The 19359-nt window shown below is 40.6% G+C and carries 18 protein-coding genes and 1 tRNA gene; 12 read left to right on the plus strand and 7 right to left on the minus strand.

The features are described 5' to 3' along the window. The first annotated feature begins 276 nt into the window (after positions 1–276). The 12 genes from F1847_RS06760 to F1847_RS06815 all read left to right on the plus strand — a co-directional run bounded on the left by F1847_RS06760 (position 277) and on the right by F1847_RS06815 (position 12258). Complete coding sequence (locus F1847_RS06760; RefSeq protein WP_240702774.1) at positions 277–4422, plus strand: acyl-CoA dehydratase activase; 4146 nt, start codon at positions 277–279, stop codon at positions 4420–4422. Between the two features lie 128 nt (positions 4423–4550). Then, the gene (locus F1847_RS06765) at positions 4551–4820 is read left to right on the plus strand and encodes an AtpZ/AtpI family protein (protein ID WP_150072316.1); all 270 of its coding nucleotides are present in this window, start codon (positions 4551–4553) and stop codon (positions 4818–4820) included. Next, on the plus strand, positions 4798–5241 hold the full coding sequence (locus F1847_RS06770; RefSeq protein ID WP_150072317.1) for an ATP synthase subunit I: 444 nt from the start codon (positions 4798–4800) through the stop codon (positions 5239–5241). The genes F1847_RS06765 and F1847_RS06770 overlap by 23 nt, the downstream gene beginning before the upstream one ends. A gap of 11 nt (positions 5242–5252) precedes the next feature. After that, positions 5253–6005, plus strand: a complete 753-nt coding sequence (gene atpB, locus F1847_RS06775; RefSeq protein WP_150072318.1) for a F0F1 ATP synthase subunit A — start codon at positions 5253–5255, stop codon at positions 6003–6005. A gap of 79 nt (positions 6006–6084) precedes the next feature. Further along, positions 6085–6459, plus strand: a complete 375-nt coding sequence (gene atpE, locus F1847_RS06780) for an ATP synthase F0 subunit C (RefSeq protein WP_150072319.1) — start codon at positions 6085–6087, stop codon at positions 6457–6459. 96 nt (positions 6460–6555) lie between these two features. Further along, positions 6556–8085 (plus strand): YifB family Mg chelatase-like AAA ATPase, encoded by a 1530-nt coding sequence (locus F1847_RS06785; RefSeq protein ID WP_150072320.1) that lies wholly within the window; start codon positions 6556–6558, stop codon positions 8083–8085. A gap of 114 nt (positions 8086–8199) precedes the next feature. Further along, positions 8200–8793: a rhodanese-like domain-containing protein gene (locus tag F1847_RS06790; protein ID WP_150072321.1), complete on the plus strand. Its 594-nt coding sequence runs from the start codon at positions 8200–8202 to the stop codon at positions 8791–8793. A gap of 24 nt (positions 8794–8817) precedes the next feature. Beyond that, positions 8818–9570 (plus strand): rhodanese-like domain-containing protein, encoded by a 753-nt coding sequence (locus F1847_RS06795; RefSeq protein WP_150072322.1) that lies wholly within the window; start codon positions 8818–8820, stop codon positions 9568–9570. A 279-nt stretch (positions 9571–9849) separates the two neighbouring features. After that, positions 9850–9921: transfer RNA gene (locus F1847_RS06800), tRNA-Val, on the plus strand. Positions 9922–10226: 305 nt separating this feature from the next. Next, on the plus strand, positions 10227–10628 hold the full coding sequence (locus F1847_RS06805; RefSeq protein WP_150072323.1) for a cyclic nucleotide-binding/CBS domain-containing protein: 402 nt from the start codon (positions 10227–10229) through the stop codon (positions 10626–10628). 14 nt (positions 10629–10642) lie between these two features. After that, the gene (locus F1847_RS06810) at positions 10643–11299 is read left to right on the plus strand and encodes a DUF47 family protein (RefSeq protein ID WP_150072324.1); all 657 of its coding nucleotides are present in this window, start codon (positions 10643–10645) and stop codon (positions 11297–11299) included. A gap of 17 nt (positions 11300–11316) precedes the next feature. Next, positions 11317–12258 carry an inorganic phosphate transporter gene (locus F1847_RS06815; RefSeq protein ID WP_150072325.1) on the plus strand — a complete coding sequence of 314 codons (942 nt, stop codon included), beginning with the start codon at positions 11317–11319 and terminating at the stop codon, positions 12256–12258. On the opposite strand, the gene F1847_RS06820 is transcribed toward F1847_RS06815, so the two are convergent. The 7 genes from F1847_RS06820 to F1847_RS06850 form a co-directional block, all read right to left on the minus strand. Next, positions 12233–12682 carry a hydrogenase maturation protease gene (locus F1847_RS06820; RefSeq protein WP_150072326.1) on the minus strand — a complete coding sequence of 150 codons (450 nt, stop codon included), beginning with the start codon at positions 12680–12682 and terminating at the stop codon, positions 12233–12235. The genes F1847_RS06815 and F1847_RS06820 overlap by 26 nt on opposite strands. 83 nt (positions 12683–12765) lie before the next feature. Then, positions 12766–14229 carry a Ni/Fe hydrogenase subunit alpha gene (locus tag F1847_RS06825; protein ID WP_150072327.1) on the minus strand — a complete coding sequence of 488 codons (1464 nt, stop codon included), beginning with the start codon at positions 14227–14229 and terminating at the stop codon, positions 12766–12768. A gap of 35 nt (positions 14230–14264) precedes the next feature. After that, positions 14265–15221, minus strand: coding sequence for a F420-nonreducing hydrogenase (locus F1847_RS06830; protein WP_150072328.1), 957 nt, complete (start codon positions 15219–15221; stop codon positions 14265–14267). A 3-nt stretch (positions 15222–15224) separates the two neighbouring features. Continuing rightward, positions 15225–15635 carry a hydrogenase iron-sulfur subunit gene (locus tag F1847_RS06835; protein WP_150072329.1) on the minus strand — a complete coding sequence of 137 codons (411 nt, stop codon included), beginning with the start codon at positions 15633–15635 and terminating at the stop codon, positions 15225–15227. 1 nt (position 15636) lies between these two features. Further along, positions 15637–16470: a CoB--CoM heterodisulfide reductase iron-sulfur subunit B family protein gene (locus tag F1847_RS06840; protein WP_240702775.1), complete on the minus strand. Its 834-nt coding sequence runs from the start codon at positions 16468–16470 to the stop codon at positions 15637–15639. Between the two features lie 84 nt (positions 16471–16554). Next, positions 16555–17097: a 4Fe-4S dicluster domain-containing protein gene (locus F1847_RS06845; protein ID WP_206202393.1), complete on the minus strand. Its 543-nt coding sequence runs from the start codon at positions 17095–17097 to the stop codon at positions 16555–16557. A 29-nt stretch (positions 17098–17126) separates the two neighbouring features. Continuing rightward, positions 17127–19127, minus strand: a complete 2001-nt coding sequence (locus F1847_RS06850) for a CoB--CoM heterodisulfide reductase iron-sulfur subunit A family protein (protein ID WP_150072331.1) — start codon at positions 19125–19127, stop codon at positions 17127–17129. Positions 19128–19359: the final 232 nt, after the last annotated feature.

Genomic DNA, 19359 nt, shown 5'->3' on the forward strand with positions numbered 1-19359 from the left:
TTTAGGTTTGATATACAATCAGCCAACAACCTTAACTAAACCTAAGACTAACCCTGTCAGCTAAAAAGATGGACAAGGCTTTAAGTAAAAAAAAAATTAAACCAAAAAGGCCGCAGTTTTAGCCTTAAGAGAAAACCTTTTATAAAACTTTACTGTTTTTAAAAAATACTTAAAATTTAATGTAAAAACTAAAGCCTCTTTAACCTCTAAAGGAGGGCAATCGTAATAAAAAGATATGTAGGGCTTGATGTAGGGTCAGGCACAGCCAAGGTAGCGGTGTTTGATGAGGATAAAAACCTCCTTTTTTGGAGGTACGAAAAGACCCATGGTCAGCCCATAGAAACTGCAGAAAGGATTTTGACCGAAGTAGAAAAACAGTTTGGGAAAGAAGGTTTATCTGGGATTACCTGCACCGGAACCGCAGGCAAAACCATTTCTCAAATCCTTGGATGTGCTTTTGTAAACGAGGTGATGGCCCATGCCAAGGCAGCTACGTTTTTTCATCCTGAGGTTAAAACCATCATAGACATCGGAGGCGAAGACTCAAAGCTTATCTTTATCACCCATGAGAGGGGTATTCCAGAGATAGAAGACTTTGCGTTAAACACCCTTTGTGCCGCAGGAACAGGCTCGTTTTTAGAACAACAGGCAGCAAGGCTTGGTTATACCATAGAAGAGTTTTCAAGGCTTGCCCTTGAGGCACAAAACATACCAAGGATAGCAGGAAGGTGCACCGTCTTTGCTAAATCAGACATGATACATCTTCAGCAGGCAGCGGTGCCTGACCACGAAATCATCGCAGGCCTTTGTTTTGCTATCATAAGAAACCTTAAAAGCAACTTAGCTAAAGGAAGGGAAATCCTTCCTCCTCTGGTTTTTCAAGGAGGGGTTGCGGCAAACTTAGGGGTAAGAAAGGCGATAAAAGAGGTGTTTAGGCTAAAAGACGATGAGCTTATCATCCCAGAGCACTTTAGGATTATGGGGGCGATAGGAGCAGCCCTTTACGGGCTTGAAGGAAAAGCCTTTTCAGACTACCGAGGGGCAGACATCCTAAGGACCTACCTTAAAGAAAGGTCTTATTCTCCTCCAAGGTATGAGGTGCTTAAACCTTTTAAGTCTTTAGACCTATCAAAGGAGCTTAAAAATAGGTTTTTGGCCAAAAGAACCAACCTTGAAAACCGGTCTAAAGAGGTATGGCTTGGGATTGACGTTGGGTCAGTAAGCACCAAACTGGTAGCCATAGACCGCGAAGGCAACCTGGTAGCCAAGGTCTATCTCTTACATCAGGGAAAACCCCTTGAAAGCATAAAAAAGGGACTTTTAGACCTAAAGCAACAACTTCCTGAAGACGTTATGGTAAAAGGGGTTGGGACTACTGGTTCTGGTAGGTATCTGATAGGGGATTTTGTAGGGGCAGACGTTATCCGAAACGAAATTACCGCTCAAGCCTATGGAGCCCTTTTTATAGACCCTGAGGTAGACACCATCTTTGAAATCGGAGGACAGGATTCAAAATACATCTACTTAGAAAAAGGCACCATCTCAGACTTTACGATGAATAAGGCCTGTGCTGCAGGCACAGGGTCTTTTTTACAGGAACAGGCGGTAAAGCTTGAGGTTCCGATAGAAAAGTTTGGAGAAATAGCCTTACAAAGCAACGCCCCTCTTAAGCTTGGAGAAAGATGCACCGTTTTTATGCAGTCAGACCTTCTACACTACCAACAGCAAGGACTTCCTAAGGAAGACTTAATAGCAGGCCTTTGTTATGCCATAGTTCATAATTATTTAAATAAAGTAGTAGAAGACAGAAAGATAGGTAAAAAGATATTCTTTCAAGGGGCGGTGGCGTTTAACCAAGGGGTGGTGGCTGCCTTTGAAAAGGTGTTAGGCAAACCGGTGATAGTGCCTCCTCACCATGAGGTCACAGGTGCGATAGGGGTGGCACTTCTTGCCAAGGCCGAAACCCAAGGAGAAACCAAGTTTAAAGGGTTTGACCTCACCAACGTGAACTATCAGATTAAAGCCTTTGAGTGCAAAGAGTGCCCTAATCAATGCGAAATCCATAAAGTAATCATAGAAGGCTCTTCCCCTTACTATTATGGAGGAAGGTGCGAAAAATATGAGGTAGACCACAGGAAAGCCGGTGAAAACATACCTAACCTTACTTTAGAGCGGTTTGAAAAACTCCTTTCCTACGTAAAACCTATTAAAGAAGAAAAAGCCTCAGATAAAACCATCGGAATCCCCCTTATCCTTCAGTTTTATGAGTGGTTACCCTTTTTTGCTACTTTTTTCCAAGAGTTAGGATATCAAGTAGTTCTTTCTTCTCAAACCTCTAAAAAGATCATCAAAACAGGCTGTGAGATAACCCCAGGGGAGCCTTGTTTTCCTATAAAGATAGCTATAGGGCATATAAAGGAGCTTTTAGACAAAGGGGTTAAAACCTTGTTTCTTCCCCAGATAACCGACCTACCTCCTGAACATCCTTACTTTGAGGTAGGTAAGGTGTGTCCTTATGTTCAAAGCGTGCCTTGGATAAGTCCTGCTACCTTTAGGTTTGAGGACCTGGGGGTAAAAGTAATAAGCCCGGTCCTACATTTAGGACGTCCTAAGTTTTTGATAAACGAAGAGATAAAAGCTTTAGCCAAGATGCTTGGGGTTTCTGAGAAAGAGGCTAAACGAGCCTGGAAGGCAGCAGAAGAGGCACAAAGAGATTTTCATCATTGGCTTAGACAAAGAGGTAAAGAGGTTTTATCTCGGTTTAAAGACCAAATCATCTTGGTTATCGTAGGAAGACCTTACAATGCCTTTGACCCAGGGGCTAATCTTGGAATCCACTACAAGATAAGAAGGCTTGGGGTGGTAGGTCTACCGATAGACATGCTACCTTTAGAAGAAATAAACGACCCAAAGGTGCTTGAACCTCTTTCGGAGATGTATTGGGAGTACGGGCAAAGGTTTTTACTGGCAGCCCATCTTATAAGAGAAACCCCTAACCTTTTCCCTGTCTTTTTTACCAACTTTTCTTGCGGTCCAGACTCTTTTATCCAACATTTTTTTGAGGAGACGTTGGGAGGAAAACCTTTTATAGAGATTGAGGTTGACGAACACAGCGCTGAGGCTGGGGTGGTAACCAGGTTGGAGGCCTTTGTAGACAGCATCCGGGACAAAGTAAAACGTTATGAACTCACCAGAAGTTTTGTGTTTTTACAGGCAAGTCCTAAAGAAAAGAGAACCATCTATATCCCCTATATGTGCGACCATGCAGTAGCCTTAGCAGCGGCTTTTAGGGCCTGTGGGGTTGAGGCTAAGGTTTTACCAGAGCCCGACGAAGAAAGCCTTGAGTTTGGAAGAAAATATACCTCAGGCAAGGAATGCTACCCCACCATCCTTACCACAGGAGACCTTATCAAACTTATCAACCAACCTGGGTTTAAACCTGAAAAAAGCGTGTTTTTTATGCCAAACAGCGGTGGACCTTGCAGGTTTGGGCAATATAACAAACTTCATCGCAAAATCTTAAGAGACCTAAACGTTAACCTGCCTGTGTATTCTTTACAGCAAGACATGAGGTTTTACGAGGATTTAGACCTCTTAGGCAAAAACTTTATGAAGATCGCCTGGAAGGGAATAATAGCGGTAGACGTTCTTCATAAACTCTTTAGAGAAACCAGACCTTATGCTAAAGACCGAGAAGCTGTAGAAAGGCTCTATCAAGAAGGCCTTGATCAGATAGAAAAGGCTATAGAAAAAGGAGAGGACCTTCTTTCTGTGCTTTTAGACCTAAAAAACAGGTTTACTCAGATAGAGCTCAACTCCCAAGAAAAGCCTAAGGTAGGGGTAGTAGGAGAGATTTACGTAAGAAGCAACCGGTTTGCTAACGAAGACCTCTACAGGTTTTTAGAAGACTTAGGGGTAGAGGTATGGCTTCCACCTATCACCGAGTGGATACACTTTATCAACTATACCTCTAAAAATTGGGCTAAAAGGCTTGGCCTTTTTAAAACCTACTTTAGGTATATCCTTGAAAGCAAGTATTTAAAGTGGGAAGAAGAAAAGTTTGTTTCGGTGTTTAAAGATGTGCTTGACACCGCCGAAGAACTGCCTGTAGAAGAGTTGATGAAGCTTACCCAAAAATACATAGACATAAGGTTTGAAGGAGGAGAGGTTTTGCTTTCTGTAGGTAAGGCGGTAGAATATACCCACAACGGGGTTTCTGGAATAGTAAACGTCATACCTTTTGCTTGTATGCCTGGCAATGTGGTTTCTGCCTTGTTAAAGAGGATAAAAGAAGGGGAAGGTAAAAGACTTCCTTTGATTACCGTGCCTTGTGATGGACAAAAATCTCTTGGCACCAAGATGAGGATAGAAGCTTTTGTCGAACAGGTAAAAGAATTTTATAACACCAAGAGAACAGCTTAGCAAACTTAAAAAATTTTATAAAAAATAAACTTAAAAACATAAAATTAATTGGATTTTTGGGATTATGCCTAATTTTGTAGTTTTTTGCTGGTTGATTTTTTTTAAATTATGTTTTAAATGTATGTAAGTTGAAAGAGAAAAAAGATAGTGCTTTTAAATTTTTGTTAGAGGTTTTAGCCGAAAGTTTTACCATCGGTATTGCTGTAGTTTCTTCTATCATAGCAGGGGCGGTGGTAGGTTGGCTGATAGAGGAGAAGCTTTTACATGGAAGGACTTCTCCATGGATTACTACTATTTTTATAATTTTTGGGGCGATAGGAGGAATAAAAAACCTTCTTTGGTATGCCAAAAAGAGGACGAAGGATATAGGGAAAAATGATAAAGGAAGTAAGTCCTGAAAGGTTTTTTGGTGAGGCAGAAAGGTTAATCCTTGGTTTGGTCATTTTGTTTACGATTTTGGTTTATGTTTTATGGGGAGGCATAGGGGAAACCTTATCCTTTTTAGCAGGTGGGTTTTTAGGTTTTTTAAATTTTCGGACTACCAAAAAAGAAGGAATAGCATTTGTAAAGAAAATCCAGGAAATTCTTCTTTCAGACCAAAAAAACCTTTACAACAAGGAACGTCATGCCTATATAGCCAAGATTTATCTTAAACTTTTGGCTACTGCGATAGTAATTTATTTTTTGATAGCCCATCTCAGGGCTCATCCAGTTTTTTTGGTTTCTGCTTTTGTTTTGGTTTACTTTAGTCTTACAGCCTATAGTTTTATTAGGTTTATTTTATGGATGAGAAAAGAAAAAAAAGAAATACTAGCTTAGGGGGTTAGGTTATGGAACATCCTATACTGTTTCTGTGTTTTATTTTGGAAAAGCTTGGTCTTCCTTCTGGGTTTCACTATTATGAAGAGGCGGCGCATTATGGACCTTTAGCTAAGCTTTTTGCGCCTCACATGGTCCACAGCTTTTTTGTGTGCCTTTTACTTATCGTTTTAGCCTATATAGGCACAAGAAAGATGGAGTTTATTCCTAAGGGTTTTCAAAACTTTTGGGAATTTTTAATCGAAACCCTTTACAATTTTACCAAAGAAAACGTGCCTCATGGAGATGGGCATGGACCTAATTTAGTGCCTTTGGTTTTTCCTCTGATAGTTTTTTATGCCTTGTATATCCTTTTCTGCAACTTTTTAGGGCTTTTACCTGGGTTTATGTCTCCCACAGCCAACCTTAACGTAACCCTTGGTTTAACCCTTATTACCATAGTTTATTACCACTTTTTAGGCTTAAGGTTTAAAGGGCTTGCCTATTTTAAGACCTTTTTAGGTCCTATCCCTTGGTTAGCCCCTCTTATGCTTCCTGCCGAAATTTTTAGCCATGTAGGAAGGATTATTTCTCTTTCGGTACGACTTTTTGGAAACTTAGTTTCTAAGGAACTTCTGCTGGGTATTCTTACGATGTTAGCTGGTAAGTTCTTTGCTCCTCTTCCGATCATGGTTTTAGGTGTTTTAGTAAGCCTTATCCAGACTTTGATTTTTGTTCTGTTAAGTTTGGCTTACTTTGCAGGTGCGGTTGAGGAACACCACTAAAAAGAACTTTACCAGGGGGTTCATAAGCCTTCTGGTAAGTTTTATTTAAAATTAAAAAATCTTAAAGGAGGGAGGTTTTATGAAGAAGTGGATGGTTTTAGGTCTTTTAGGGTTGGTGGCTTTACTTTCTGCTAATCCTGCTTTAGCAGAAGAAGTCGGTGCTGCTAAGATGGTTACTGGTTTTGGTTTCTTCGCAGCCATCGTGTTAGCCTCTGGTGTGGGCGTTGGTTTGGCTGCTCTTGGATGCGGTATCGGTATGGGTCATGCAACCCGCGGTGCTTGTGAAGGTATCGCCAGAAACCCTGAGCTTGCCGGTAGGCTTACCGTTACGATGATCCTTGGTATCGCTCTTATCGAATCTCTTACGATTTACGCTCTGGTTATCGCCCTTATTCTTCTCTATGCCAACCCTGTTTTACCCAAACTCATCCAAATCCTTGGTTTGGGTGCTTAACGAATAATAAAACTAAAACATAAAAGAGGACCATAGGGCCAAACCTTATGGTCCTCTTTTTTTATTTAACCTTTCTAAAGGTGCCTTTGATAGAAGATGTTTGTTAAGGTCTTAAGTTTTGCCGTCTTAGGGATTGAGGCTTTTCCTGTAGACATAGAGGTAGATTTTTCTCGAGGACTTCCAGGGATTACCATAGTAGGTCTTCCTGACAGTTCTATCAAAGAAAGTAAGGAGCGCATCAGGTCTGCACTTAAAAACTCCGGGTTTCATTTTCCTCAGAAAAAGGTTACCATAAACTTAGCCCCTGCTGACCTTAAAAAGGAAGGAAGCGGGTTTGATTTAGCGATGGCACTTGGGATTTTGGCCGGGATGGAGGTCTTTCCTAAGGAGGTTTTAGCTAAAAAGGCCTTTTTAGGAGAGCTTTCTCTTGATGGAACGGTTAAAAGCACCAAAGGCATACTTCCTTCGGTGTTAAAGGCTAAAGAAGTTGGGCTTGAGGAAATCATCTTACCTTTAGAAAACTACTTAGAGGCTTCTTTGGTTCGGGAGTTTAAAGTTGTGGGAGTAAAACACTTAAGGGAAGTGGTTGATTACTTAAGGGGTGAATTTATCCCTCTTAACCCGAAACAAGAGTTAAGTTTAGAAGGAAGTAATTTAGAAGAGGATTTTTCAGAGATATTTGGGCAAGAGATGGCTAAAAGAGCCCTTGAGGTAGCTGCTGCAGGTGGACATAACGTTTTGATGATAGGCCCTCCTGGTGCTGGAAAAACGATGCTTGCCCAGAGACTTCCGACCATATTACCTCCTATTACCTATCAAGAGGCGTTGGAAACTACCAAAATCTATTCAGTTGCAGGTCTTTTAACCCCAGAACAACCTTTTATCAACTACCGTCCTTTTAGAAACCCCCATTTTGGAATTTCTGAAGCTGGGATGATAGGAGGAGGAACCCATCCTAAACCAGGAGAAATCAGTTTAGCCCATAATGGGGTGCTTTTCCTTGATGAATTTCCTGAGTTTAGAAAAGACGTGATAGAGTCCCTTAGACAACCCTTAGAAGACGGTCAAGTTACCATCACCAGAGCTAATTTTACGGTTACCTACCCTTCTAAGTTTATGTTGGTTTGTGCGATGAACCCTTGTAAATGCGGCTATTATGGTCATCCTACCAAACCTTGTCAGTGCACCTTTCAAGAGGTTAAAAAGTATCGAACCAAAATCTCTGGGCCAATCCTTGACAGAATAGACATTCATCTCGAGGTCCCTTCGGTAGACTATAAGGCTTTACTGAAAACCTCGGATAGGCCTCAAGTTAGCTCTTCAGAAATAAGACAAAGGGTTTTAACCGCAAGAAAGTTTCAAGAAAAACGTTATGGCACAAAACTAAAAACCAACGCCAAGTTAAAACCCAAAGAAATCAAAAAGTATTGTGTTTTAGAGCCCAAGGCCCAAGATTTTTTAGAAAAGGCTGCAGAAAAGTTCAGCTTTTCTGCCAGGGCTATTCATAAAATACTGAAGTTAGCAAGAACGATAGCAGACTTAGAAGAAAGCGACATCATCTTAAAACATCACTTAACAGAGGCCATTCAATACCGTACCTTAGAAAAAAATCTATGGCAAGAGTAATTTAACCATCCCTATTCCACTTATACGAATTTATTGATAAACTTAATTGATCTCAAAAGAATTTATATTAAAATAAAAATTATACAAACTTCTAACAAATAAAAGGAGGAGGTTATGAACAAAAAATACCTGATAGCTTTAAGTATATCTTCTGTGCTTTTTAGTTTTAGCTTAGGTATAAACCAAATAATTTCCTCTTCTGGAGAGCCAGGTATTAAACAGGCTCTTCCTTCGTGTGTTCAGCCTGGATGTCATAAGGTTTCAGCTCCTAATGAATTGTGGGGTAATCTTATTTCTATTTCCCAAAAAGCCGGCCTTCTTCAAATTGATACTGGTCAGACGATAGATGTATTTTTTGATGAGAGCTCAAAGGTTTCATACTGGGAACAACCTTTAAACAAACTTAGCAAAGGCACCCCTATAAAGGTGGTTTACACTGAAAAAGAAGGTAAAAGATATGCTTCTATCATAAGTGTAAAACCTCCGGTAAAGGTTCCTCCAGAGAAAATCATAAGTTTAGAAGAGGTTAAAAAACTGGTAGAGCAAAAATCAGTGTTGATTATAGATGTTAGACCTCCTGCAAAGTATGCAGAAGGACATATTCCTGGAGCTATAAACCTTCCTTTAGCTCAATTTGGAAAAAAACTGCCTGAAATTTTAAAGGATAAACAGGCTTTAGCTGTAGTATACTGTGAAGGTCCGCGCTGAGCCTTAACTCCCGCAGCGGTCAGTGTGGCCGCTTCTCTTGGATATACCAACGTAAAAGGATTTGTAGACGGTTTTCCTGCCTGGAAAAAAGCAGGGTTACCTGTGGCAGTAGCTCCTCAACATATTCTTTCAGAAATAGCTCAAGGCATGTCTTTTGTTCTTATAGACCTAAGACCTAAAGCTTCTGCAGAAAAAGAACATATACCTGGAGCAGTAAACCTTCCTTTAGAAAATCTTAAAAAAGCGAAAAAACTATTTCCCAAGCACAAGAACGCTCCCATCTTTTTATATGATGAAAACGACGAAAGGGCTTTATCAGCGATCAATATAATTAAAGCTTGGGGATATACTAATGTAGCCTATATTCCTGGTGGAATAGAAGCTTGGAAAAAAGCAGGAGGTAAGGTTGAAAAAGGAAAGCTACTTTCAAAGATCAACTATATTCCTAAACCACGTCCTGGAACTTTTGCTGTAGAGGATTTTAAAAAATTAATTAAATCTCCTACCTTACCTGATAATTATTTTATTTTAGATGTAAGAGAAGTTAACGAAGTCCAAGAAGGCAAGTTGCCTCATGCAGTAAACATTCCCTTAGGAGAACTCGAAAAAAGATTAAACGAACTTCCCAAAGACAAAACCATACTTATACATTGTACTACAGGTGTAAGGGCTGAAATGGCCTACAATATTTTAAAAAGAGCCGGGTTTAAAGCCTATTATCTCAATGCTAACGTAATTTTTGAAAACGGAAAATATAAAATAGAGGCTAAAGATTAGGAAAACCTTTTAATCCCGTGCTTTTGTTGGCAACCTATTTGAGGTTGCCAACAAAAGCCCTAAAATTTTTCCCGGACCATCTTTAGCTCTTAATCGAGGAATCTTCTGATAAAAAGCCTCACCATATTTAAAGTAATAAAGGTCTTAGGACAGACAGCGCTTCCTTGAAATCCCTTAAGGGGATAGAATAATATTTTTAGAACAACCTTCTAAGAGATATTGACAAAACCTCATTTTATATTATCTTTAATTAATACTTGTAATTCTTTTAACAAAAACGGGCGGATAGCTCAGGGGGAGAGCATCGGCCTTACAAGCCGGGGGTCAGAGGTTCAAATCCTCTTCCGCCCATTTTTTATTTTTCCTTAATTCTCTTGGAGTTTCAATCGGTCTAAAAACCTGGACCACGAAAAACTACACCTACCCTTTTATTTTATTATTTTTTATTAAGCAACACCTTACTTTTCCAAACCTCAAAGTATATCTATAATTTAGACTGAGAAAAGATAGGCTTTTATTGTCTGCTATACTCAATAGTTAAAAGATTTATATTTTAAAATTGCAATCGCATCTTTTAAAAGATCGGTTGATTTTTGTATTTTTTATGTTTATAATGTTTTTTATAAACAATTAAAGAAAGTTGAGGAGGGGGTATAATGGGAAAAGTAGCAGAGGATATCATGAATAAAAAATTAGAAAACATCTCTGCCGATGCTACGGTTTATGATGCGATAGAAAGGTTGATAGACAAACGTATTAGGTCTTTGTTGGTGTTACCTAAGGACCCTAATGATGACTATGGAGTGGTTACCGTAAGAAACATCATCTTCAAGGTATTAAGTAAACATTTAGACCCACATAAAGTAAAGATAGGGGATATAGCCTCCAAACCTGTATTGAGGGTTTCTAAAAACACCCCGATAGAAAAAATTTTAGAACTTATGGACAAAAACAACATCGCAAGAGTTTTTGTTAGCGACGAAGAAGGTAAGATTATAGGGGTTGTATCCTTTTTTGATGTCCTAAACAACGTCTTAGTAGAACAAGCTAAAAAATAAAAGAGGTTTTAGTTATGTTAGAAAAATTTTTTAGTGGTGGCAAGTTAGAAAAAAAAGCCATAGCCAAAATACAAGACTATCTAAAAACCCTTTGTGCTGCTACCGAATGTTTAAAGGAAACTTTACTTCAAGAAAGTTTTGAGAACACCTATTGTATAGAAAATCTTGAACGAGAGGCAGACGCCTTAAAAAGAGAAGTTATCGGTCTTATTTATGAGGGAGCTTTTTTACCCTACATCAGACCTAATCTTTGCAATTTTATAGAAATCACTGAAAAGGCTTTTGACCATATGAAAGTCTGTGCCTTTGAATACCGTTATATCCTAAACTCTGACCTTTATGGATTAACCTACAAAAACATAGAAGAAGAGTGCTTAAGGGTTGCTCATATAAACGTTGAGATGTGTCAAATATTGATAAAATCTTTTGAATCTCTTTGGACCAAAGATAACATTCGAGAAAAAAACTTAGCGATAAGAATTTTAGAAAAAAAGGTAGATGAAATCAAGATGGAGATTACAGAAAAAATTAGAAATTGTAAACTCTGCAGGATTACCAACTATTGGGAAGGGAAGATTATGTCTGACTTTGTAGATTCCCTTCTCTCTATCAGCGATGTTATAGAAGATGCAAGCGACTACCTCTATCTTTTAGACCTAAGTTTAAAATAAGTCTTTGGTCTTAATCTATGATAGAAATCGCCATCATAGCCAGCCTTTTAATTGCCTTTGGAATAGGGTCAAACGATGCCTCTAATGCCCTTGGCATCTCCATCGGAGCCGGAGTAATAAAGTTTAAAAGGGCTGTTTTTATTTTTGGAATTTTAGTTTTTCTTGGAGTTTTGTTAAACGGTGATAAAGTAATGAAAACCGTAGGCAAAAATCTGGTTGAAACTACCCCTCTTACCCTAAGTCTTTCTTTGCTCTTGTCTGCTTTGTTGATACTTTTTTCAAACTGGAGAAAACTTCCTCTATCAACCCATCAAGTAATCATAGGAAGCCTTATCGGAAGCGGTTTAGCTTTAGAGCTTAATATAAATACTATTTCTTTAATAAAAGTTGTTTTGTCTTGGCTGATTTCACCAATAATAGCTTGTATAATAAGTTTTTTTCTTTATAAGTTAGTGGTAAACTTCATGTCTAAATTGCCCTTTTTTAGATTAGAAAAGCTTTTAAGGTTTTTTCTACTGATAAGTTCTTCGCTTATTGCTTATAACACCGGAGCTAACGAACTGGCAACGGTCCTTGGTCCTGTGATGTATACGGGATTAAAAATCAATAAAATATTACTTTATTTTATCGCCTCAAGCCTTATTTTCTTAGGGGCTGTTTTACTTAGTCATAGGGTTATAGAAACCGTAGGGAAAGGTATAACCTCTTTAGACCCTCTTTCAGGTTTTGTTGCCCAGTTTGGAGCAGGTTTATGCATTTTTTCTTTTACTTTGTTAGGAATGCCTATTTCAACCACCTACTGCATCATAGGAGGCATTACTGGAGTAGGACTTACTAAAGGTTTTCAAACCGTTAAAATAGACTTGATTAAAAAGATAGGAATAAACTGGATTTTCACCCTTACTATTTCGATAACCCTTACTTTTTTGTTGACTAAGTTAGCTTTAAATATTCTTTAATAAGTTGCACAACCTTAGGGATTGCTGCCTTAACCTTAAGACTACAATCTCTATCTAAAGTGTCTATGTCTTCTACCTCTACTCCGATGATTTTTATCTCTTTTGGCATCTCTTCTGGAAACACTTGATAACCAATCCTTATTACCTCAAAAACCGTAAGACTATGGGTGCCGCTGGCATAGACTTTTTCAAAGGTTTTAAGCGGGTCAAGCTCAACGATCGTCCCAGGCTCAACCCCAATCTTTACCCCATCTACTATAACCGCTAAGTCATAACCTAACATTACATCTATTACCTTCAAGTCTGTATTAAGCAGACAGACCGTATCTACTAAACCCTCTAATTGTTCGACTATTTTATAACCGACCCCGTCGTCACGAAAATTAGGATTACCTATCCCTATAACTATAGCCTTTTTCTGCATAATGCTTTATTATAAACTATTTATCAAAATAAAAAAGGGGGCTTTTAAAGCCCCCTTTTAAAATCTCGAAAAACTAAAAACTTTTATTTAAAATTTCTCAAAGATTTTACCAACTCTCCATCCTTAGTATAAATGTCTATCTGCACAGGCAGCTTACCAGGTAACGTATGGGTAGAACAGGCAAAACAAAGGTCATAAGGTCTATAAGCTATTTCTACTAAGTTGAGAATACCTTCGTCTACCTTTCCTTCCTTGATAAAATTCTCTGCCGCCCTCTTGATGGCTATGTTCATCGGCCCCTTGTTGTGGGTGGTTGCCACTATAATGTTAGCATCGGTTACTATACCCTTATTGTCTGTCTTGTAATGATGGATAAGCGTTCCTCTTGCTGCCTCAACTATACCTACTCCCTCTCCTACCGGCTCCCCTAACTCCTGCCTCACATCAGGTGCCGTAATACTCTCGTCTGATGCAAGCTCCTTAATCTTCTCCGCACAATGTAACAACTCTATCGCCCTCGCCCAATGATACCCTAATATATTGTGCACAGGCTTCCCTCCAAAAAACTCCAACATCTCCTCATATGCCTCCTGCGCTCCAGGTGTATCAAATCCATTACCTACGTTAAACCTCGCAAGCGGTCCCACACTATACAAACTCGTACCCTCTCCGTCTACTATACCCTTCCACCCAAACTTCTTTATATACGGTGCCTTCTGATAACTCCATGGTAACGTCCTCTCCGCTATCCACTCCAAATACTCCTTACCTACAAACCTTCCTATCTCATTCCCCTTAGTGTCCACAAATACCTGCGTCCCGTCATAATACGTAACCTTGCCATTCCCATCTACCGTCCCTAAATAATTCGTTACCACCTTATACACATCACCCTTTATCAACTCCACATACTGAGGATTGCTTAACACCAAATCCTTAAACGCCTTAAGCGTAAACTTCCCCAACTCCACACACTCATCCGCATACTTAAGTATCTCCTGCCTCTCCTCCTCGGTTAACCTCTTGCTCCACCCACCTGGTATCGCCGCAACTGGATGGCTAGGTCTTCCTCCAAGAATTTCAAATATTCTAACAGCAGCAAACCTCTTCTTTAAAACATCCCTTCCTACATCTACACCTACCTTCATGATCAACCCAACCAAGTTCCTCTCAGCTGGTGAAGCCGTAGGACCACATACAAAATCAGGTAACCCCAAAGCATAGATTATCTCCATGTGGTCCTCTACATAATGCGCATAGTAAAACAACTCCCTCAACTTCCTCGCCGTCTCCGTAGGCACTACCCCATATACCCCATCTGCGGCCTTCAACGAGGCCATAAAATGTACACCCCTTCAGACGCCACAAATCGTACTTACCGTTCTTGGAACCTCTTCTATAGGCATACCTATCAAAAACTTCTCATATCCCATAAACTCTACTACCTGTAAAAAGGCGTTGTCTACATTTCCCTTGTCATCCAAAAATATCGTTATCTTCCCATGACCCTCTAACCTTGTCATGGGGTTTATCTCTATCCTCTGCATACCCTTCCCCTCCTATCTCTTTTTTGTTTTTTCCATTACTTACTAAGCCTCTTCCTTATCATAGACCCAGGTAAACTATATCTGTAAAATAACCTCACCGGGTCCTCTATCCTATCCACCAAACCCTCATCCTCTAACGCACTCGCTATCGCACTTATAGCCCTCAATCCATAATCCCTTACCCCTGGTATCGGTCCTCCACATCCCCTACACGGTATGTTCACCTTCAAACAACTCGCCCCACAATCTCCCTGTGTAACCGGTCCCAAACATAAATAACCTGCCTCAAGCAAACACTCCTCCTCTACCAATCCACCCTCTATCACCCTCCTAACCTCACCTACCGGCTTCTTCTTCTCACCCCTTAACACCGGATTCCTCGCACATACCTCACACACCGCATGACCCATCGTTATCCAACTACCCTTCGGCGGTAACTTACCCTCCAATAACGCCAACAACGCCGCCTTCACATGCTCATAATGCGGCGGACACCCTCCTATGTAATAATCTACCTCCACCACCTGGTCAAGCGTCCTCGCCTCCGTCAACTCAGGTAACTCCAACTCATACTTCCCATCCACCACATACCTCGGACTCGGTAACTCCCCGCTCGGATTGTCTGTGCTAAACGTATCCCTGTACGCCTTCTCCAACAACTCCTGATTACTGTGCAAATTCACCAATCCCTTTATACCCCCTAAACTCGCACATATACCATACGCTATCAACACCTTACACTTAGCCCTCATCACCTTAGCCATGTGCTCATGTTCCTTATTCCTTATGTTACCCGTCAATAAACCCACATCTACAGACCCATCGGGTAATGCCTCAAAATCCTTATACTTAACATCAACCAGTGTCGGCGCAAAAAACACTATATCAACCGCACTAACCACATCCACCAAAAAATCTGCTAAATCAACCAAACTTATATCACAACCTGCACATCCACCTGCCAGGTAATATGCTAACTTAGGCTTGCTCATCTCCTATACCCCCTTCATTGGATTTGGTCCTATTTCCCTTACCTTAGCATCCATCTCCGTTATTATGTCCGCAAACTTCTTACCCTCACTACCTGATATCCACTCAAGCCTAACCCTGTCTCCATCCACCCCCAACTCCTCTAACACCCTCTTCAAAAGCTTAAACCTCCTCAACGCCTTGTAATTACCTGACCGGTAATGACAATCCCCTGGATGACAACCTCCAACCAAAACAGCATCAGCTCCTTTCACCAAGGCACTAACTATAAACTCAGGCTCTACCCTACCACTACAAGGAACCCTTACTATATATGCTGTAGGTGGATAACTATATCTTAAACTACCTGCAAGGTCTGCTCCAGCATAAGTACACCAGTTACAGGCTATCACCACTATCTTTGGCTCCCAGCTCATATTACTTACCTCCTCTTATTTTTTCTACCACCTTATCTATAGGCACCTCCGCCAAACCAACCGCCTTCTCAGGCTCCGCCCCCAACGCCAACGCCACCAACTGCGCCACATGCACCGCAGGCACCTCAAAATCTATTACCCCCTCCTTCTTCATCTGCGCCTGGTCGTTGTCAAACCTCAATAAACAACTACTACACCCAGTCACAAATAACTCTGGATTGATCTCCTCTATCATCTTCTCGGCCTTCCTCTTAAACAAACTCCATGACTTGTCCCTTGCCAAACTACCCAACGCACCCATCCCACAACAATCTGTCATCATACTATACCAAGGTGCAACCCCTCCTAACGCCTCACATATCTCACCCATCCTCTTAGGCTGAAATGTATTCTCATCATTCGCCGGATACGCCTTGCTCGGCCATAAATTATGACACCCTACCTGCACCCCACATACCATACCATTCAACGGATACTTAACCGCCTTCTTCAACTCCTCTATCCCTATAAAATCATATAAATAATTGTATATGTTATAAACCTTAACCTTCCCCTCATACCTCATCCCCACACTACCTAATATCTCGTTCACCTTCTCCTTAATCTCCGGATGCTTCTCCATGTGATACCTAGCCTCATTCAAACTACCATAACAACTCCCACATCCTGTCACCATCACCTCTAACCCCTTACCCTCTGCTATCGCCATGTTCCACGCAGAACCCACACACCAACCAACCAAATCAACCGATGGCATCGTACCAAACGCAGGACAACACGTCGCACCCTCTAAATCCACTACCTCCACACCTAATTCCTTCAATAAATACCTCATCGAATACTCTATATCCGGCCTCCTCAACGGTATGTTACACCCTAAAAATAATCCTACCCTCTTCATCTCTTCCCTCCTTTTTCTTTAATCAAGTGGAAACGGTGCTACCTCTGCTAACGCAGTCTGCTTCATTACCTCCTGAAACTTCTTCCTCATCTCCTCATTACCTATCACCGTAGGTGGATACTCCGGCAATCCCACCTTCTTCCTCCTCTCCTCAAATCCCTTAACCACCACCGCATGACCCCTCTCATAATAATTCCTCAAACCATCTATCGTATTAGACGGCATCGCATACTCCCTAAAACACACCCTCCTTATCGCCTGTATCAACTCATATGGCTTTATGTCCATCGGACATATCTCCACACACCTGTTGCAACTCTGACATCCCCATACCGATGAATCCTCCATAAATATCTCCCTCAACCCTAATATGCTCGCATGCACTATCCTCTTAATAAAATACTCTAAACCCGCTAACGCCATCGGACATGTAGATGCACACCTCCCACACTGTATACACTCCCTCAACTCCTTCACAGGCATACCCATCTGCTCTAACTCATCCCAAAACTCCTTAGAAAACTCCTCGTCTAACTTTATAACGTTTACTTCCTTCTCCATTACCCTACCCCCTTTGGTTTCTTTCTTTTTTAATCAACCGTTATAGCCTTAATCTGTTCTATTATCTGTTCAGTAGTAAAGCCATGGAAAATAATGGCCTTAGACGGACAGGCAGCCGCACAAGTCCCACAACCAGCACAAAGGGCTGGCTCAACCTTGGCCTTGTAAACCCCATTATATTCCTCAAGCACTATCGCATTGTATGGACAAAGCTGTACACAAACCCCACAACTGCTACACTTATCCCTTATCACCTCGGCAGAAATCGCCTCAAACCTAATCTTACCCGGTAATACCAAAGCAGCCGCCGCAGAAGAAGCAGCCCTTGACTGAGCGATAGATTCAGGAATGTCCTTAGGTCCTTGCACACATCCAGCAATGAATACACCTTTAGCAGAAGTCTCTACTGGATAGAGCTTGGTATGAACCTCTCTGATAAACCCTTCCCTACCACAACTAGCACTAAAAAGTCTTCCCAATTTTTCTGTATCTGGTCCTGGCTCTATCGCCGTAGCCAACACTACCATGTCTACGTCTACCTCTACAGGACTGCATAGGTCGTTATCATAAGCCCTTACCCTTAACTTGCCATCAGGTTTTACGTCAACCGCTGAAACCCTTCCTCCCCTTATTACCTTGGCACCAAGCTTTTTGGTGTATACATAAAATTCTTCAAAATCTTTTCCTGCGGTCCTAACGTCTATAAAAAATAGATAAAGGTCTATGTCAGGATACTTTTCTTTTAAGATTCTTGCATGTTTCATGATATACATACAACAGACCTTAGAACAATAGCTATGATACCTTTCGTCTCTACTTCCTACACAGGCAATAAAAGCCATCTTCTTTGGCTTTTGTCCATCAGACAATCTTTTAAGTTGTCCCTCAGTAGGTCCGGTAGGAGAAAGGATACGTTCAAACTCCATGGCCGTTACTACGTCAGGACAGTTGGGAGAGTATTCTTTAAAATGATGTTTTTCCATTGCTTTAAACCCGGTAGCTAAAATCACAGACCCTACCTTTACCTTGATAAACTCATCCTTGTCCTCATAATTAATCGCACCTGCCGGACATCCCTCTATGTTCTTGTTAGGTATCCCCTTCTGACATATCTGACAGGCAGTCTTACCCGTCTTTCTTAATGTCTTAAAATACAAACAATTCTCCGCATCTATCACCGCCTTCTTAGGTACTGCCTGAGGAAATTGAATGTAAATAGCCGGTCTCTTATCTAACCCAAGGTTAAATTCATTAGGAGCCTTTGAAGGACAAATGTTCATACAATGACCACAACCAGTACACTTATCCCAGTCTACATATCTCGCTTTTTTCTTGATGGTAACCTCAAAGTTTCCTACATAACCTTTAACATCTTCTACCTCAGCATAGGTGATAAGTTCAATGTTAGGATGCTGGGCGACCTCGCCCATCTTGGGGGTAAGTATTCAAGCCGAGCAGTCCATAGTCGGGAAGGTCTTATCAAGCATGGCCATGTTACCGCCGATAGAAGGCCTCTTCTCCACTAAATAAACCTTTAATCCCATGTTGGCTAAATCTAAAGCTGCAAACATACCTGCAATTCCGCCACCAACTACCAATACAGACTTTTCCATAGGTTCGAAACGGTCTTCTAAAGCCTCAGCTAACCTTACTTTAGCAACAGCACTTTTAATGATTCTCTTGGCTTTCTCAGTAGCTTCTTTAATCTTTCCCCAATGAGCCCAAGTATTTTGGTCTCTAATATTAGCTATCTCACAAAAATATTTGTTTAAACCAACTGACTCAACCGCTGCCCTAAAAATAGGTTCATGGGTCCTTGGTGTACAAGCAGCTACCACTACCCTGTCAACCAAACCCTCTTGAATGTCCTTTTTAATCAACTCCTGCCCAGGGTCAGAACACATAAAGAAATAGTCCCTAACCACCGTAACATCAGGTAAAGTTTTAGCAAACTCTACTAATTCTTGGATATTAACCCCACCTTTGATGTTCTCCCCACAATGACATAGATAAACCCCGACCTTTGGCATGTTTAACCCCCTTATTTTAATATTCTATTAGTCTTCTTACTATTTATTTATAAAATACTAACAATCAAAGTCAAATAGATTTAACAGCGCTTTTTTCTATTTTTTTCGTTTTTTATTTATTTTTTCTAAAAAATTTAGGCTTTTTTATTTGTTTTTGAAAAATTTTACTTTTTATATTTATACAGCTAAGACATGCACCCAAAGGGTCTAACCAAATTATAAATTTTAAAAC

The sequence above is a fragment of the Thermodesulfobacterium sp. TA1 genome, from assembly GCF_008630935.1.
Lineage (GTDB): Bacteria > Desulfobacterota > Thermodesulfobacteria > Thermodesulfobacteriales > Thermodesulfobacteriaceae > Thermodesulfobacterium.

Bases quoted from the DNA above. Each gene is read 5' to 3' on its own strand.
- F1847_RS06770 (WP_150072317.1), top strand. From the start codon at position 4,798: ATGATAAAGGAAGTAAGTCCTGAAAGGTTTTTTGGTGAGGCAGAAAGG.
- atpB (WP_150072318.1), top strand. From the start codon at position 5,253: ATGGAACATCCTATACTGTTTCTGTGTTTTATTTTGGAAAAGCTTGGT.
- atpE (WP_150072319.1), top strand. From the start codon at position 6,085: ATGAAGAAGTGGATGGTTTTAGGTCTTTTAGGGTTGGTGGCTTTACTT.
- F1847_RS06785 (WP_150072320.1), top strand. From the start codon at position 6,556: ATGTTTGTTAAGGTCTTAAGTTTTGCCGTCTTAGGGATTGAGGCTTTT.
- F1847_RS06790 (WP_150072321.1), top strand. From the start codon at position 8,200: ATGAACAAAAAATACCTGATAGCTTTAAGTATATCTTCTGTGCTTTTT.
- F1847_RS06805 (WP_150072323.1), top strand. From the start codon at position 10,227: ATGGGAAAAGTAGCAGAGGATATCATGAATAAAAAATTAGAAAACATC.
- F1847_RS06810 (WP_150072324.1), top strand. From the start codon at position 10,643: ATGTTAGAAAAATTTTTTAGTGGTGGCAAGTTAGAAAAAAAAGCCATA.
- F1847_RS06815 (WP_150072325.1), top strand. From the start codon at position 11,317: ATGATAGAAATCGCCATCATAGCCAGCCTTTTAATTGCCTTTGGAATA.
- F1847_RS06820 (WP_150072326.1), bottom strand. From the start codon at position 12,682: ATGCAGAAAAAGGCTATAGTTATAGGGATAGGTAATCCTAATTTTCGT.
- F1847_RS06830 (WP_150072328.1), bottom strand. From the start codon at position 15,221: ATGAGCAAGCCTAAGTTAGCATATTACCTGGCAGGTGGATGTGCAGGT.
- F1847_RS06835 (WP_150072329.1), bottom strand. From the start codon at position 15,635: ATGAGCTGGGAGCCAAAGATAGTGGTGATAGCCTGTAACTGGTGTACT.
- F1847_RS06840 (WP_240702775.1), bottom strand. From the start codon at position 16,470: ATGAGGTATTTATTGAAGGAATTAGGTGTGGAGGTAGTGGATTTAGAG.
- F1847_RS06845 (WP_206202393.1), bottom strand. From the start codon at position 17,097: ATGGAGAAGGAAGTAAACGTTATAAAGTTAGACGAGGAGTTTTCTAAG.